Annotated in this window: 15 protein-coding genes; 7 read left to right on the forward strand and 8 right to left on the reverse strand. The window is 47.5% G+C overall.

Annotated elements, in window-relative coordinates; genetic code table 11:
- The first annotated feature begins 119 nt into the window (after positions 1–119).
- Both EHO60_RS09065 and EHO60_RS09070 read left to right on the forward strand, forming a co-directional pair.
- The gene (locus EHO60_RS09065; protein ID WP_135767786.1) at positions 120–1,193 is read left to right on the forward strand and encodes an NAD-dependent epimerase/dehydratase family protein; all 1,074 of its coding nucleotides are present in this window, start codon (positions 120–122) and stop codon (positions 1,191–1,193) included.
- 811 nt (positions 1,194–2,004) lie between these two features.
- Complete coding sequence (locus EHO60_RS09070) at positions 2,005–2,322, forward strand: phasin-related domain-containing protein (RefSeq protein WP_135767787.1); 318 nt, start codon at positions 2,005–2,007, stop codon at positions 2,320–2,322.
- Positions 2,323–2,448: 126 nt separating this feature from the next.
- On the opposite strand, the gene EHO60_RS09075 is transcribed toward EHO60_RS09070, so the two are convergent.
- Entirely contained in the window at positions 2,449–3,249 is an 801-nt protein-coding gene (locus tag EHO60_RS09075) for an SGNH/GDSL hydrolase family protein (protein WP_135767788.1), read from the reverse strand.
- Positions 3,250–3,709: 460 nt separating this feature from the next.
- On the opposite strand from EHO60_RS09075, the gene EHO60_RS09080 reads away from it, so the two are divergent.
- Together EHO60_RS09080 and EHO60_RS09085 are read left to right on the forward strand one after the other, a co-directional pair.
- Positions 3,710–4,063 (forward strand): hypothetical protein, encoded by a 354-nt coding sequence (locus EHO60_RS09080; protein ID WP_246028205.1) that lies wholly within the window; start codon positions 3,710–3,712, stop codon positions 4,061–4,063.
- Between the two features lie 138 nt (positions 4,064–4,201).
- Positions 4,202–7,540 carry an efflux RND transporter permease subunit gene (locus tag EHO60_RS09085; RefSeq protein WP_135767790.1) on the forward strand — a complete coding sequence of 1,113 codons (3,339 nt, stop codon included), beginning with the start codon at positions 4,202–4,204 and terminating at the stop codon, positions 7,538–7,540.
- Positions 7,541–7,648: 108 nt separating this feature from the next.
- Here EHO60_RS09085 and EHO60_RS09090 read toward each other — a convergent pair whose 3' ends face one another.
- The 3 genes from EHO60_RS09090 to EHO60_RS09100 all read right to left on the reverse strand — a co-directional run bounded on the left by EHO60_RS09090 (position 7,649) and on the right by EHO60_RS09100 (position 9,627).
- The gene (locus EHO60_RS09090; RefSeq protein ID WP_135767791.1) at positions 7,649–8,140 is read right to left on the reverse strand and encodes an SRPBCC family protein; all 492 of its coding nucleotides are present in this window, start codon (positions 8,138–8,140) and stop codon (positions 7,649–7,651) included.
- Positions 8,127–8,474, reverse strand: coding sequence for an ArsR/SmtB family transcription factor (locus EHO60_RS09095; protein WP_135767792.1), 348 nt, complete (start codon positions 8,472–8,474; stop codon positions 8,127–8,129). The genes EHO60_RS09090 and EHO60_RS09095 overlap by 14 nt, the downstream gene beginning before the upstream one ends.
- A 193-nt stretch (positions 8,475–8,667) precedes the next feature.
- The gene (locus tag EHO60_RS09100; RefSeq protein WP_246028206.1) at positions 8,668–9,627 is read right to left on the reverse strand and encodes a spermine/spermidine synthase domain-containing protein; all 960 of its coding nucleotides are present in this window, start codon (positions 9,625–9,627) and stop codon (positions 8,668–8,670) included.
- A gap of 235 nt (positions 9,628–9,862) precedes the next feature.
- Between EHO60_RS09100 and EHO60_RS09105 the strand changes: the two genes are divergently transcribed.
- Positions 9,863–10,264 carry a hypothetical protein gene (locus EHO60_RS09105; RefSeq protein WP_246028207.1) on the forward strand — a complete coding sequence of 134 codons (402 nt, stop codon included), beginning with the start codon at positions 9,863–9,865 and terminating at the stop codon, positions 10,262–10,264.
- 77 nt (positions 10,265–10,341) lie between these two features.
- The gene (locus EHO60_RS09110) at positions 10,342–10,878 is read left to right on the forward strand and encodes a helix-turn-helix transcriptional regulator (RefSeq protein WP_167880178.1); all 537 of its coding nucleotides are present in this window, start codon (positions 10,342–10,344) and stop codon (positions 10,876–10,878) included.
- Positions 10,879–10,881: 3 nt separating this feature from the next.
- Here the strand turns inward: EHO60_RS09110 and EHO60_RS09115 are convergent, their stop codons facing one another.
- The 3 genes from EHO60_RS09115 to EHO60_RS09125 are packed head-to-tail and all read right to left on the reverse strand — an operon-like array spanning position 10,882 to position 14,328.
- Complete coding sequence (locus EHO60_RS09115; RefSeq protein WP_135767793.1) at positions 10,882–12,168, reverse strand: tetratricopeptide repeat protein; 1,287 nt, start codon at positions 12,166–12,168, stop codon at positions 10,882–10,884.
- Positions 12,169–12,206: 38 nt separating this feature from the next.
- The gene (mtnC, locus tag EHO60_RS09120) at positions 12,207–12,926 is read right to left on the reverse strand and encodes an acireductone synthase (protein WP_135767794.1); all 720 of its coding nucleotides are present in this window, start codon (positions 12,924–12,926) and stop codon (positions 12,207–12,209) included.
- A 1-nt stretch (position 12,927) separates the two neighbouring features.
- Positions 12,928–14,328 (reverse strand): MFS transporter, encoded by a 1,401-nt coding sequence (locus EHO60_RS09125; RefSeq protein WP_210409348.1) that lies wholly within the window; start codon positions 14,326–14,328, stop codon positions 12,928–12,930.
- A gap of 220 nt (positions 14,329–14,548) precedes the next feature.
- On the opposite strand from EHO60_RS09125, the gene EHO60_RS09130 reads away from it, so the two are divergent.
- On the forward strand, positions 14,549–15,430 hold the full coding sequence (locus tag EHO60_RS09130; RefSeq protein ID WP_135767795.1) for an alpha/beta hydrolase: 882 nt from the start codon (positions 14,549–14,551) through the stop codon (positions 15,428–15,430).
- A 59-nt stretch (positions 15,431–15,489) separates the two neighbouring features.
- On the opposite strand, the gene EHO60_RS09135 is transcribed toward EHO60_RS09130, so the two are convergent.
- The gene (locus EHO60_RS09135) at positions 15,490–16,326 is read right to left on the reverse strand and encodes an amidohydrolase family protein (protein WP_135767796.1); all 837 of its coding nucleotides are present in this window, start codon (positions 16,324–16,326) and stop codon (positions 15,490–15,492) included.
- Positions 16,327–16,373 lie beyond the last annotated feature (47 nt).

Here is a 16,373-nt window from a genome sequence, read left to right on the forward strand (position 1 = left end):
ACTTTACAAAAGCGAGTGATTACTCACTATTTGGGGTATCTTTTTCTCCATTTGAAAATCGCATAGAAATCGGGACGCGAATCTAAATCGTTCTTCGCTCATACAAGAGGTCTTCGTAAATGCATAAAAAAGTTTTAGTTACCGGCGGTAGCGGGTATATAGGGAGCCAGTTGGTTCACCAGTTGTTAACGGAAGGAAACGACATCGTTCATACGACCGTAAGAAATATCGGAAATTTCGCAAAAACGCAGCCGTTAAGGGAATTGCAGGAAAAATTTCCGGATCGTTTGAAAATCTTCGAAGCCGACCTTCTAAAATTGGAGTCTTTCGGCCCCGCGATGAAGGATTGCGAAATCGTATATCATGTCGCTTCCCCTTTTTTGCTTCCGGAAAAGATCGTAGACGGACAGAACCAGATGCTCGTCCCGGCATTGATGGGAACGAAGAACGTATTGGATTCCGTTAACAATACCCCTTCCGTATCCAGGGTCGTTCTTACGTCCACGGTAGGCGCAATATTCGGAGATTATATCGACGTATTCGATATGAAAGATCGGATTTTGTCGGCAGAATATTTCAATACTTCGAGCAATCTAGAGAACCAGCCTTATCATTATTCGAAGGTTCTGGCGGAGAAGCTCGCATGGAATATGTTCGAGGATCAGAAACGTTGGAGCATGGTCGTGATCTGCCCAGGGTTGGTCCTAGGACCCTCACTTACCTCCTCTTCCGATTCGGGAAGTCTTTCTCTTATGGAAGAACTTCTGAAAGGATATTTCTTTTACGGTGCCGCAAATCTAAGTTTCACTATAGTAGATGTCCGCGACCTTGCGATCGCGCATATCAAAGCGGGCGAAAATACGAACGCTAAAGGACGTTTCATATTGGCTCATAAAGAGATGTCCTCTCTCCTGGAGATGGCGAATGCGATTCGAAACGTCCATCGACGTCCGTATTTGCTTCCGAAGTTCCAAGTGCCGAATTGGGCCGCCATGTTGGTCGGTCCCTTCTTCGGATTGAACCGGGACTTTATGAAAAAACATTTTGGAATACGTTTTTTAACGGACAATAAACGAAGTATCGATGAATTGGGAGTTGCCTACAGATCGGTTAAGGAAACGTTCGTCGATCATTATACTAGCTGGATCGATCAAAGAACGAAAAGCTCGGCTTTGAAAGTTTCGAAGAATTAGAGAATTAGGAAAAATTGAATAACGAGGGAACTACCTTCGTTTGCTCACAAAGCGGATCCTTTTAAGTTTATTATTTATTCGGAATCGGCCGGGGAAGAACTTTATCCGGCTCGGATTCCGGACAAACCAAACGGTGAGAGATAATTCGAAAGCGGGTTCATCGGAAAATTCTCCGGCGAATTCCTGGGTTTGATCGAGTCGGTCGCTTTATTTCCGATCGATATCTTTTTTTTGCAGCCTGCGCCTTTCGGCAGCCGTAAATCCGTAATGCATGCCGAAGAAGGCCAGGATCCCCACTAGGAAGCCGAAAACTTGAAAAAGAAACTCCTCCATACAATAAGGATCAAACAGTTCCGTTCGGTTTTTTTTTCAGGAACGATCGGAAACGGAACGAATTTCAGAGAATCTATTTTCGATTAGAGCGAATGTATTTTTATTCTAATTCTTCGGGGCTAAGAAAGATGCTTTGGAACGCCCCGGTCCCGAATTTTCCATTTAGATCTTCACGCAAATCCGACGGTTTTACGTAAGATTCATTCCGATCATTCCCGTACCAACTAACGCAAGAAATGCGTACATTTTCCTTACTTTTCGGTTATATCTTCGTTTCAGGCATAAGATTCATTGATAAATCGTCAGAATTGAAAGGAATCATTCGAACGCTTTGTAGTCGTTTTTGTTACACTCACGCTATCTTTGATTTGTTAAATGAATTGAATTCATCTCCGATTTTTTGTTCGGTCATCAAATTTTATTGACCACTCTATCTAAACGGATTATAAACTCAGAATCTTAAATTCGGAGGATCGAAATGGCTCTTGAAATGATGACACTCGTAAATGCGGGAATCGGAATCGTTCGGACAGGACAGGCGGAGGTGGACAAGACGAAAGCGTCTATGACCAAGAGATTCGAGGAGTTGGTCGCAAAAGGAGCTTCCGACAGCAGCGAATCTTCCGTCCGGCTCAGGGATTTAGCTACAAAGATCGTAGATAGCGTCGTCCAGACGAATACGACCATCGAAAAAAATTGGACGGATATTCGCTCCAAATTTTCCGAATCTTTTAAACGGATCGGCTCAAAGGAAGAAGCCATTCCCCAGCAAAAGATGGAAAAGAAGAAAGCGTAGGTATAAGTCTTCGAAGATGACCAACGCATATATGCCGCTTTCCGCGCGGCATATATCTACTTTCCTTTTTTCGAATATTTTCCTTCAGGATCGCAGGGTTTTTCGTACCCGAGGCGGACATATCTCTCAGATGGGGATCTCGCAGTTTTCCATCAGTTTTTCCTTAATCTGAAAAGAGATGTTCCTGTTGTAATGTATGGAGTCCAGCATTAAGGACGCCGGAGCGGATTCTCCCGGTCCCACATCGAATAAAGGCATCGGATCATAATAACAAGTATGCGTTAACGATTTTAGATACGTCGCTATTTGCGAGTTCGTGTAATCCTTAACAGAATTGATCCCTTGTAGTCTCGTAGGGTGTACACCTACGACTACGATTTTCACGTTCGGCCAACGGTTACGGATTTTCGATACGAGCCTGATCATCGTTTTGACGCTATCGTCGGCGTGTATTCCGTGTAAAAGTCCGTTTCCGTCGGCGCTCGAAATGACGAAGTTTTGCGGATTCGGAGTTTTGATCGAGTTAAGCTGAGTGATCGCGTCACAGGCGGTATTTCCACCCACCGCTACGGAAAACGTAGTTTCAGGGTTTAGAAAATTAGAATATTGACTTGCGATGTCTATCGTAGAATCGATTCCGATGAGGGTCTGATAATTACGGGTGTTCGAAGAAATTCTTCCGTAATTTGCGGGGAGCGGCCAGACTAGATTCGTCATAATGTAAGTGCTCGTGCATTCGTCCGGAGTTAGCGTTACCTGATCGGCGATCAGGTACATGAGAGCGGGATTTTGAATCGGATTGTCGGCGGAATTTGCGGAACTCGATTTATATATCGGAGCCTGGAGTGCGATGTTCTGGCAGGCAAATACTCCGAAAAAAACCAGAATCAAGAGTGTATATTTTTCAAGCGGTCGTCGGTTTGACATTTGGTCCTCCTCGGTTTCTTTTTATCGGTGGAACCATCAACCTCTAAAGCTTAGACTTTTTGTTCTCTGATACTTTCCAAAAATTTAAAATTATTGCATACAATCTAATTTAGACTCCGGTTGAAATTAAGAATTTCTCTAGACCTTCGTTTATCAACGAGAGCGTGTTCGACCTTTTTCTAATTCTTTTATATATCCAAAGGTCTAGAATTTACCTGACCGACGGATAACGTTATTTGCCTCCTGCTGAAGGCGCCTAAGGAAGACATGAAAGTATTACTTGAGAGGTGCATTGCAAGTCCCGATCAATGGGAACAAAATTCTCCTCCCTTAGAGGATGGCTCGCACTTGGACAGGGAACTCGTCCCTTCTCTACCGCCTCATCTAGCCGGAAAAAGGCTTGCACGGATTTGCCCTGTTCAAATTGTAGAAAATGGTGCAAAGAATCTTTTTACAGAGGGTGATAATCGTTCTGCTCGCAACGATTACCCTGTGTCCAACGAAGCAGGACGGAGTCGCGGATTTGACCCTGATCGGACTGGACCAGGGAGAACCGCCTATTGCTGCGAATTCTGAGGTCGCCAAAAGTAATTCCGTAGAGTCGATATCGGCGGAACATTCCCGTCATTTTGCCTTTTCTTTCAGAAACAGATTCGATTTTATGGATTATTTCTGCGAGGTCCTGGTCGCATCGGATTCGCTCGAAACCTTTCGTCATTTTTATCCCATTTTATTCAGCTCTTATTCCTATACCCGTCTTATTTCCTCTCTTCTTCTAAACATACCTCCTCCGATTGCGGTTTCAGCTCTTTGATTCAAAGCCGGACCGGCGCATCCGTATCGTCGATCAAGAATCTTTTGGACGGGAAAGATCACGGGCCGGCGTAAGTCGGAATGCGACGTTTTTACTCTGCGGTATTTAGAAATTCCTTTTATAGTTTGGTAATTCGAAATGAAGATCATAAACAGCGTTGTCGAAGCTGCTCTTAATAATAGATTGATTGCGTTGGTGGCTGGAGTCGCCGCTTTACTTGTTGGAATCTGGTCCTGGATCGATATCCGGAAAGAGGCCTATTCGGATATCGCAGACACTCAGGTTCGTCTCGTCGCCAAGTTTCCCGGTAAGGCGACGTTGGAGGTCGAAGAAAGGGTGACGATGCCGATCGAACGGGTATTGCATTCCACTCCGAACGTAATCGTTCGTAGGTCCAGAACCATCAACGGACTGGTCGTGTTTCAATTCGTATTCGAAGAGGGAACGGACGATTATTTCGCCAGGATGCGTTTGATGGAAAAAGTTCGGGATGCTACGATTCCGGAAGAAGTCAGTCCTACGCTGGCTCCTATGAGTTCCCCCGTGGGAGAAGTTTACCGATACGTAGTCGAATCCACGACGGGGACCCATACCCCGATGGAGTTGCGTAGTATCCAGGACTGGATCGTCATGCCTAAGATGCTCCAAATCTCCGGAATCGCCGACGTTGTGACCTTCGGAGGATTGCCGAAACAATTCCACATCGTAATGAATCCGGAAAGTCTGATCCGTTACCAAGCGACCGTCTCCGACGTGATCGAAGCGGTCCAGAACAACAACTTGAACACCGGAGGAAACTTTCTATTACAAGGGGAGCAGTCCCTGCCGATCCGGTCTTTGGGAGCCATCCGCGATATCAGCCAGATAGAAGATATCGTAGTGAAGAACCTGAACGGGGTCCCCGTTTTCATCAAGAATATCGGAACAGTGGAAGTCGCGCCGCCCATACCGAGCGGTATTTTAGGTTATACGATTCAGAACGATCAGGAAGGACTGATCGACGTGGATTCCGCGGTCCAAGGACTCGTGGCGATGAGACGTTGGGTGGAACCGAACGCTTTCCTGGAAAGAACCCGGGCAAAGGTTCAGGAGATCAACGAAAAATACATGCCTCACGGAACCCGTCTCCGTACGACGTACGACCGAGGAGACCTGGTCCAATACACGCTTAGAACCGTCGGTACTACTCTGCTCGAAGGGATCGCCGTAGTCAGCTTAGTCGTGATTTTCTTTATCGGGAGCATTCGAGCTTCCATCGTAGTGGTCGCGACGATACCGTTCGCGCTTTTGTTCTCCTTTACGATGATGAATGCCTCCGGAATATCCGCGAGCTTATTGTCCTTGGGAGCGGTGGACTTCGGAATCGTGGTGGATAGCGCCGTGGTTATGGTGGAAAACATCATGCGTCGTTACAAGAATGCGACCGAGCAGGAGAAGCAGAAGGGAATCATCCGGTTTACGATGGATTGCGCGTCCGAGGTTGCGACGGAAATTCTCTTCGCCATTTTGATCATCATACTCGCTTATCTTCCGATTTTCTCCTTCGAAAGGATTGAAGGAAGGCTGTTCAAGCCCATGGCCTTTACGCTTTCTTTCGCGATTTTCGGCGCCTTGTTGTTCACTATGACCATCGTTCCGGTTCTGATGTCGTACTTCTATAGAACGTATTTCGAATCGAAGAATCCCGGCCCGATCGAATGGCACAATCCGATCTATCATTGGATCGAAACCACGTACGAAAAAGTCGTACATTTTCTAGTCGTGAGATCCAAACGGGTCGTAGCCATCGCGTTCACCACGGTAGGCGGACTTTTGGTCGTCGGTTTTATGAGTCTCGGAACGGAATTCCTACCTTCTCTTGACGAGGGAGGCTTCACTCTAAGGTTGTACTTCCCGGTAGGTATCTCCTTACCCGAGGCGAAAAAGTTCATTCCTAAGGTCAGAAAGATCATTTATAAAAACGAGATGATCGACACGATTCTTTCCCAGTACGGAAGGAACGACGACGGTACCGATCCCCTACCTCCGAACAGGTTGGAAGTTTACGTCGGATTAAAAGACTATAAAATGTGGAAGGAAAAGATCACGAAGGAACAGCTACTGATCCGAATGCGGAACGAGCTCGAAGAGGGCTTGCCGGGGGTCAGAGTCAGTTTCTCCCAGCCGATCATGGACAACCTTTCGGAAGCCATCATGGGAACCATCGCGGACTTGGCCGTCTTCGTATCCGGACATGATATGAGAATCATGCGGGATTTGGCGGATCAAATTCTGAAGATCGTATCCGAAATGAAAGGCGCTAGCGAGTACGGAATCGAGCAGGAAGGACCAGCGCCTCAGCTCGTGATCCGCCTCAAGCGGGACGTTGCGGCCAGATACGGAATCAACGTGAACGATATCCAACAAGTGATAGAGGCTGCGGTAGGGATGGAGCCCATCAGTTATCTGTACGAAGGACCCATGGACAGTCCTCCGAAAGAACGTGCCTTGTTCGGAATCGTGGCCCGTTTTGCCAAGGATTACCGCGAGTCCGCAAGGGAAATCGCCCGAATCCCGATCATTTCTCCCAATGGAGAAAGAATCCCGCTCTCCGAATTGTCCGATATCACCCAAGAGGATTCCCCCACGATGATCTTCCGTCAGGACGGTAAGAGGACGGTGACGGTGCGTCTGAACGTCCGGGGAAGGGACCAAGGAGGTTTCGTCGCCGAGCTTCAGAAAAGGGTCCAGAAGGAAGTGAAATTCCCTGAAGGTTACGAGGTGAAATATGGCGGCCAATACGAAAACCTTGCCCGGGTCGGAAAGCAGTTGGCGATCGTAATTCCCTTAACGATTGGGATTATTTTTGGCCTGTTGTACCTTCTTTATAGAGATCTCCGTTCCGTATTCGTAGCACTTTCCTGTATCCCACTTTCCTTGATCGGAGGGATCTACGCGCTTTTGATTCGGGGGTATTATTTCAACGTTTCCGCCGGAGTTGGATTCATTTCCCTTTTCGGAATCGCCACTATGGCGGGGATCCTTTTCGTTTCCAAAGCGAATCACTATCTGCACGGCCAAGTGGCCGGGGTTCCAAAGATGAACGTGATGGACGCGGCGACCGCTTCCGCAGTGAGTCAGTTGCGTCCTCGTTTGATGACCATGCTTTTGGCTCTCTTAGGCCTGATTCCGGCAACTATGGCAACCGGGGTGGGATCCGATGTCCAAAGGCCACTGGCTACTGTGATGGTGGGAGGGCTGACATCGGCTTTATTTCTGGTGCTAACGGTTATGCCGAGCTTATACATCCTAGTGATGAGAGGAAGGGAAGAGAAACAAGCGAATCCTTTTTCGACTTCGGACGGCCCATTATACCTTCACCCGGAAGCGTTAGGGGAAGGCAGCGAGTATAGTCCAGATACAAAGACGAGTAGTCGCTCCGTCAAAACGAACCATAGGTCCTCCGGAACATTAAAGAAAAGTAAATCTAAAAAATGATTCCATCCGTATCATCGGATCGTTGATAAGCGGGAAGTCCCGTAAAGAATCGGATGAAGGTCGTCTTAAATCCTCGGATTCTAGACGACCTTTTCTCCGATTGGAGATTTAAACCTTTAGGGTCGTTTTGCAAAGTTCCACGAGCTGGTCTAAAGCCTTTCCCCAGCCGTCGTGAAAACCCATGTCCTCGTGCTTCTTTCGGGCTTCCTCGTCTTTATGGCGCGCCAGAACCTTGTATTTGGTTCCTTGAGGCAGCTTTTCCAGTGTGAGAACGGCAGTAAAAAAACCGTTCGTCGAAGGGCTATATCCCGGCTGAAGCATATCCGTCCAGATTAACTTTTCGTTTTTCACGATTTCCAAATAGCAACCTATGTTCGGGAAATCCTGTCCTTCCGGTGACCGCATCACTGTCCTGAAAATTCCGCCCGGCGTTAAATCGATCTCGCAATCCACCGTTCTCCAAGGGGCCGGGGTGAACCATTTTACGACATGTTTCGGATCGGTCCAAGCGTTCCATACCAGTTCTCTCGGAACGTCTATCACTCGTTCGAAGACTAAATCTTTGTTCTTATCGGGCTGAAAATAATCATGTGCCGTCATTCTGTTTCTCCTTTAAATCCATCAAGTAACCGTCAAGTTGATTCAGTCGTTTCTCCCATAGGGTTCTTTGGCGCACGAACCAGCGTTCTCCCGCGTATAGGGATTTACCGGCGAGTTCGTACGTCCGTACGCGACCTACTTTCCGAGATCTGACCAAAACGCAGCTTTCCAAGACGTCCAAATGCTGCATCAGAGAGGGAAGGGCCATGTTGAAGGGCCTTGCCAATTCTCCGACGGAGGCCGGACCCGTGCTTAGACGTTCCAATACGGAGCGCCTGGTCGGATCCGACAACGCATGGAAAAGGTTATCGAGACGCGTACTTTGGTTAGGCATTTGACTAAGTATATCATGAAATATAACTTAGGTAAATACCTAAGTTATAAAAAAATCGAAAAATCGGACCGTGCGAAAGGATTTCGATCCGCCGGAAACGGTTTTTTTCAGCTATTTGGGATGTAAGGGAAGGCGGATTTCCGGCGGTTTCAAACCGGAAATCGGAGTAGGAGGTATTCGAGCGGTTTCGGATCTATTGGTTATGATCCTCTTTGGGATATACTTTGATCGGTTTGTTGTCTTCTATCACCGTTCCGGGTCTTTGGAGGTTCGCTTGCAGATCCTTAGGCATGCTTTTCATTCCGAGGAAATTTTGTCCGCTAAAGGATTTGAGTTTATTCGTTAAGTCCCGTGTCTGAATCCTCTGTTCCATTTCCTCAGGACTCAGTTCGGCGGCGTCTTTTCGATTCGAAGCGATGAGAAATCCCCAGTTCGTATAAAAGGAAGGTATAAACGTAGAATAGCTGGTCACCCGGGAAAAGGCGCTGGACATGGTTCTATAAAGAACCGCGTGTTCCGACCAATCCAAGGGAGTGAGCTCGAAGGCCTGGACAGCGACGATTCCGTTCGGAGCGAGTTTGGATTTGCAAAGAGCGTAAAATTCCTTCGAGTAGAGGTTCAGGATCGGTTCGAATTCCTCCTGCATCCTTTCGGTGAATCCGGAGGTAAGGTCGATGATGATCACATCGAACTGATGCGATGTCTTCTCCAGGTACTCTTTTCCGTCGATCAGAGCTAATTCCGTTCTGGGATCGTCAAAAGCTCCCAAATGCCAATGGGGCATATTATGATGAAAGAACTCGACTAACTCTGCGTCTATGTCCACCATCACCGCCAGCTCCACGGACTGGTATTTCAAGACTTCCCGCAATGTAGCGCCTTCTCCGCCGCCGAGTATCAGAACCTTTTTCGGATTCTCGTTAGAGATCATGGCAGGATGGACTAAGGTCTCATGGTAGATGTGCTCGTCCATTTTGGCGGATTGTAGTTCTTCGTCTATGATCAGAACTTCCCCTATCGCAGGCAATTCCACCAATTCGACTTCCTGGAATTTCGTCTTTTTTTTGAATATGGATTTTCTCTTCCGGTAAAAATGCAGTTCGTTATCGTCGTAATAATCCTTAACCCACTTACCGTCGCTTATGATCATCATACAAAATGATTGTATCGGATACGAAACGCATGTCAATGAGTAGAAGCCACCAATGTGGTAACTACTCATTCCAAATCGGAAATAAAGGAAAGATTTTCGAAGAAAAGAAACGAGAACGATAGACTAAGGTTTCTTTTTGTAGGAAATCGTAAAGTTATTGATCGGAAAAAGTCGGAACGATTCTCTTTTAAGAATTGACTTAAGGATTCCTCGGCTTCTACACTTAGTCTCGTTTATGCGATCGATCATTCCCATCGTGGAAAGCAAAAAGAAGAACGGATTTCGGTTTCTTCGCGCTTTCATATTCGCTGTTCTACTTTATTCCGTGGGAATGGACGCCGTCATTGATAGTATCGATATCTGGAACGGAAATTATACGGGAGTCGGTCGAGACGCGATCCAGCTCAAGAGTGCAAGGCATAATGTCCGAGGGCACGAAGGGCTATTTACCGGGTCTTATTTCGAAGTCCAAACAAAAGGCGAGTTCCGCGACAAATCCCTTCCGATCTTCGGATTCGAATTCTTTTCACCCAAATCGTTCCTGTATTATAAGGAAAGGACGGATTCCCTCCTTCTTTCTCCGATGCTGCTCTCCGCGTTGTTATCCTTGCCCCCTCCGCAAATCGAATCGACTTAAACCGGTCCGGTATTCTCCGGACGTTTCTTCGGTAAGACATTTTGATTCGGCGATTTTCGCCATTTGCGACGAAGGGAATGCGAGTATTAAATATCGGTAATTTTAGAATCCTTTTTGTTTTCGTTTATATTGTTTTCTTTCTTATGTGGGTCTTTGCGGAGTTGTTTTCCTTCCACGAGATCTTCGCTTTTCGTTCCTTGGATCCGATTCGCTCCGAATCCGTCGAGATTTTGTTAGCCTCGGTCGGGTTACTCGTTTTGATCGGTTTGTTTTTGGAACTTAAGAAGGCGAAGCTACGGATCAAGGAGGCGGAGGAAAATCTTCGGGCTTATAAGAATCGTTTGAGCGTTCCCGGCGGAAAGAAGATGGGAGAGGAGTTTTGGCGCTCGATCAAATTGCAATTTTTTGCTTGGGGACTTTCTCCCTCCGAGGAGGAGATTGCAAAGCTGATGTTAAGAGGTTTTTCCAACCAGCAGATCGCGGCGAATCTGCAAAAAAGCGTTCGAACGATAGAGAACCAATCCTTTTCTATCTACAAAAAATCCGGCATGACAGGTAAATTGGAATTCATCGCTTATTTTATAGAAGCGCTTCTGCCGGAAGAGGAGGATTAAGGCCTAGTCTCCTCCTAAATCTTTTTCCATGGTTAGAATGTCCGGATCTCCGGGAACGTTCTTAGGTTTGTACTGCTTGTAGGACTGGATTGCGCTCAAAGCTTTCTTCCGGAAGAATGCTGCTTCGGGGGCAATGGTGGTGGAATTGATTCCGCCTGAAATCTCCAGAAAGCGTTTTGCGTTCAATAGGGCGGTAATTCTATGGATCCGATAATCCGTCTCGTTATCCGTACGGGCTTCCTTCAACAATCGCTCGGCGATTTCCCAGGATTTGTCCTGCTTGTTCCGTAACTGAGCCGATTCTTCCGGAGAAGATCCGGTTCTTTGCTGTACTTTTTTGGGCGAGTAGGCGAGGTAAAATTTATAAAAGGTTTCGGCACTTCTTACTAAAAGTTCGTAATCGGAACGGGAAACCTGAAATCCGGATCGGGCGACTTCCTCCGCCCGGTAAAGTTCTTCGGGAATTCCGCTCCCTTTGAGGAAGCTCGGAGATTGTTCCGATTTGCAGTTCAAAAAGGACACGTATTCCCTCGCAAACCGGATCATATCTTGGTCCGATTCAAATCTTCCTCTTTTCTTCCATGCGGACGCGAATTCCGCTCCGGCGCTCATAGGTAAAATTCCGGAACAGGTTGCTACGCCTTGGGGATCCGGGGATTCGTTTAAATACAATATTCCTAATCGATAATGTGCCGTAGGGGCAGACGGGTCCAAGCGGATCGATTTGCGGTATGCCTGGATCGCCTCCGGGATTTCGTTTCTCGCGTAATGATAATCCCCTTTTTTCCGTTCCACTAAAGCTGGGCCTGTCTGTTCCGAAGACAAGGGATAGGCTACGGAAAGAACCTTTTCTTTCGCGATTCCCAGATAGCCGATCCCTCGTAATTGCTTTCCGATGAATGCGGTTTGAAACACGGATTTCACTTCGATTTGTCCTACGATGTTTCCGTCCTTAAAGGTTTCGTGATCGAAGTCTTTTTCGATGAGATATAGGACCTGTCCGGGACGGATTCCCGGATCGTAATGTACTTTCACCGTCACGATGTCCGGGCGGATATCGTAACCTAGTTCCAGGTTCTTGTACTGCCCTTCGTATTCGATGGGTTTTACCTTATCGAACATCATCGTTTCTCCGATCAGAACCATCTTTTCTTTTCTGAGTTTGTCGTCCTGTTTGGAACTTTTCGGCATTCCCGGATCGCGAAAGGCGTAAATCACTTCTTTGGATTGGATTGTTCCGAAGGCGAGAAAAAGGGACAAGACGATCGGAAAGGCTCGGAACGGAGTCATAGTACGAATTTCGGTAGGCGGAGCGGATCTCTTCAGTATTAAGTTCCGAGAAAATCCGGCGGAACGTCGTCGAAAGTCCTCAAAGTCGGAAATGAGTGCGGACCTTGGGGTACATTTCCGGGTCTTTCCATTAAAAAGGGGCGGATTCCGACGGAGATTGCGGCTTCGGCCTCCTCTTTTATGTCCGTGAAGAAGACGATTTCGTTAGGGGAAACTCCTAACCTGTCCGCAATTCTAAGGTAGCTTTCCGGTTCCCGCTTTCCTCCCACTTCCGTATCGAAGTAGGAACGGAAGTAAGGGGTCAGGTCCCCCGCTTCGCAATAGCGAAAAATGAGCACCTGGGCCTCCACGCTTCCGGAGGAATAGACGGCAGCCGACTTTCCGGAATTCCTGATTTTGCCGAGGAAACTAGGTACATCGGAGAAAATCGTACTCTTCAATTCTCCCGATTCGTAGCCGCGTTTCCAAATTTTTCCCTGCGTCTCCTTCAACGCCCCTAACTTTCGGTCCTTGGATACCAGATAGGAGCAGAATCTCGAAAGACTTTCCGGAGTTTTCTCCAGCGGCCCGTCGAACTCGGTTTCCTTTTCCGATGCGGTTTTGAATTCTTCGAATCGCTTTTCTTCCGGGAATTGTTCCCGGAAGAAAGACAGAAACTTGGAGTCGGAGTAAGGAAAGAGAACTTTGTGGACGAATTCGATGGGTGTGGTTGTTCCTTCTATATCGAATAAAAAAACGTTCGGAGTTTCTTGCTTCACTTCAGGAAGTCCTTCCTTTTTTTCGCGCTTCTTCCGTCAGAATTCTATGTACGCTTTCCTCGTCCTTCCGGAAATTCGAAAGGATGATGCTCCAGAGTAGAGAACAAGGGATCCAAAATAGAACGGCTATCGTGAAAGCGGTACTCCGGTCCGCAACGAACCCCAAAATGATCGCGGCCATGGCCGGGCCGAGACCTTTGCCTAGGTCGTCCGTCAGATTATAGAGGGAAAACATCGCGGCGCGATTTTTCGGAGGATTGACGTTCATGATCAAGGCACGTACGTTCGGGCCGGTTACGGAAATGATGAAGCCGGTTGCCACATTGATCCATAAGAAACTAGGGTTCAGAGCCTCGCGTCCCGCGTGCAATAGATAGATGCTAGGCGCGGTCCCGATAAGTACCATCACCGCACAGAAGATCGGCATGGAACTCTTATTTCTATTGTACAACTTTTGACCGATGACTCCGCCGAAGAATGTGCCTGCAAAGATACCGATGGCGGCAAAGGTCACCAACCCTGCGGCGCTCGCTTTGGGGATCCCGTAATCGTGTTCGTAGTAGTCGGCCAGAAAGGTGAAGAACACTCCCCACGGAACGCAACCCGGAATTCCTTGCAGAAAAATTCCTATATTCGTTTTGTTGGCAAAAAGAATTTTTATATCCTGCCATGTTAAACGAACATCCGATTCGGAGGAATTGTCGGTTTGCATAAATTCCTTTTCCGATCCGCCTCTACGGGGAACTTCGCAAAACAAAGCATAAACGGCCATGAACAAAAAAGAAGGCGTCGCCATATAGACGAAGCTGAGTCTCCATCCGTTTTCCGGATCGCTTTCTCCGAGAATCCCTCCCACGAGTTGGCCTACGCCCACACCTAAGCCCATGGCTAAAGAAAGATAGCCTGAGGCAGTGGAACGGGATTTGTCCGTAAAATAATCCCCTAAGATCGAAAAGAGGAGAGGAAAACTCCCACCCAAACCGAATCCGGTCAAAGTTCTGAGGAGTAAGAATTCCTCGTAAGTACGAGCCAAGCCGGAAAGTAGGCAGGGGATTTCTCCCAACAACACGGTCGAGACAACCAGAACTTTCCGGGAATACCTTTGGGTCAGGTACCCCATGTTTACGGAAACCAAGCCGCCAAGTACGAAGAAAAAAATCGGGATTTCCCCACCCATCTTCCAGTCGATTTCCTTCTGGTTCGAGATTCCGAAGGACCGAGCTATGTTCCGCAAGTTGGGAGAAATCAGATTCTGGTCGGCGAATAAAAAGAAAGCCATTCCGAGAATCATCCAGAAAGCCAGGACGGCATTTCCTCCCCGGTCCGCGAGTTCTTGCAGTCCAAAATAGCGAAGTTTACTTTTCTCGGAAGGTGGTAGGGACATCCGGATCTCTCCATTCATGGGTTTGGCCGTGGGTTCTTTTCTTTGCGGCCTGGATTCTGTACCATGGCCCGAAGGAACCGTCAACGAATACTTTCCGGCAGCGGGTCTAGTTACGGTTCGGATACGAAGAATCAAGTTCCGAAGCAGCAAATCTGACCGTACGTAATAAAGACTTGACCCGTCCGGAAAGTTTCGATAGCTTCGATCGGAATCCTTTCCAACCCCGGAGTCTTCTTCCATGGCTTATCAGCACAAAGAATTTACTATCCAATCCTCACGCGATAATACTAAGCTATACTGCCAAGCCTGGATCAAGCCTGATGCCAACCGAGTCATGGTTTTTAATCACGGTTTCGGAGAACATAGCGGTCGTTATAACAACTTATTAAACTATTTTAAAGACAGCGATATCAGTTTCTACGCTTTGGATATGCGAGGACACGGTAAGTCGGAAGGAAAGCGCGGACACGCGGATACGTTCGAGCTGTTTGTAGACGATTTGGCCGATTTGGTTCAGGAAGTCCGTCGTCGGGAAAAGAAAGATAAGATTCTACTTTTAGGACACTCCATGGGAGGAGCCGTCGTCATTCGGTACGCTTTAGAGGGAATCAACCAGGACTATCTCTATGCGGTCGTCGCCTCGGCCCCCGCACTGAAAATTCCGGCAAACGCCTTCCAGAAAATCCAGATTGCCGCCGCCGGTTTCTTACGTAAAATTTCTCCTGCCACCACCTTGGACGCAAATCTGGATATCAACCTATTGAGTCACGATCCGGAGGTGGTCAAAGCTTATGCCGAGGATCCTCTGGTACACGGCAAAGTCTCCTTCTCCATGGGATACGAGCTGTTCCAACAGGGTGAGATCGCCAATAAAAAGGCTCCGATCCTGAGGACTCCCATATTGATCCTTCACGGGTTAGCGGATCGGATCGCGGATCCCGCAGGAAGTTTGGAATTTTATAACCATCTTGTCTATAAGAACAAGAGGATTAAAACCTATCCGAATCTATATCATGAAATCATGAATGAAACCTCTCCAGAAAAGGAAAACGTCCTGAAAGATATCAAGGAATTCGTGGATTCACTCGTTCCTGAAAAAGCCGGTCAAAAAAAAAATTAAGTCTGCTGCCCCGAAAAAGAAGCGTTCAAGCAAACGCTAAAAGCGCCAAGAACGTCCGGTTATAGACGAAAGACTCTCTGCGCGTTTGAAAAAAGGAAACGTTTCAGAGAAGAATCGGGCAGGTCCAGATTTCCGAGCTGGGACGTGCATTTCTTAAATTCCAGATGCGGAAAATTCGTACCGAAAAGCACCTTGCTTCTGCCGCTAGTCTTCATATACTCCAACAACTGATTCGGATAATGGGAGGGAAGATAAGCCGAGGTGTCTATGTACACGTTTTCGTGCTTCATACAGACTCCAATCATTTCGTCTATCCAGGGAAATCCCATATGACCTCCGACGATCACCAATTCCGGAAAAGTCAATGCGACCTCGTCTAGGTAGGGTACGGGTCGTCCCGGTTCGGAGGGCTTGAGCGGTCCGGTCTGACCCACCTGCGTACAAAAAGGGATCCCGAGCTCGATGCACTCCACGTAAAGCGGGTAATAATATTTATGATTCGGCGGAAGTTCCCAAAGCCAAGGCAAAAGGAATAATCCTTTGAAATTCAGATCCCGGATCGCTCTCCTTAATTCTTTTACCGCCTGCACCGGTTTGTGTAGGTCTACGGACGCGATACCGACAAAGCGGTCCGGAAACAGATTCGTGTATTCGAAGATTTGATCGTTGGTGCAGACCCATTCGCCCGGTCTGCACCAGGCGCGCAACAAAAGCTTGTCGATTCCCGACCGGTCCATCAGCTCGACGGTTTCTTCCGGTGAAAGGTTGGTGCGCGCGTATTTTCCCGAACCGGACCTCTTGAAAAGATAGGATACTTCGGGCAATTTTTGGAACATAGAGACCAGGGCGGGCTGCGCCCAAGCGTCGATGATTTTTCCGGAATATGAGTTTTTCATTTTTCCGACCTCCGAAAGAATTGGGAAAATTTAATTTTATATCAAAC

Source organism: Leptospira fletcheri (assembly GCF_004769195.1).
Taxonomy (GTDB): Bacteria; Spirochaetota; Leptospiria; order Leptospirales; family Leptospiraceae; genus Leptospira_B; species Leptospira_B fletcheri.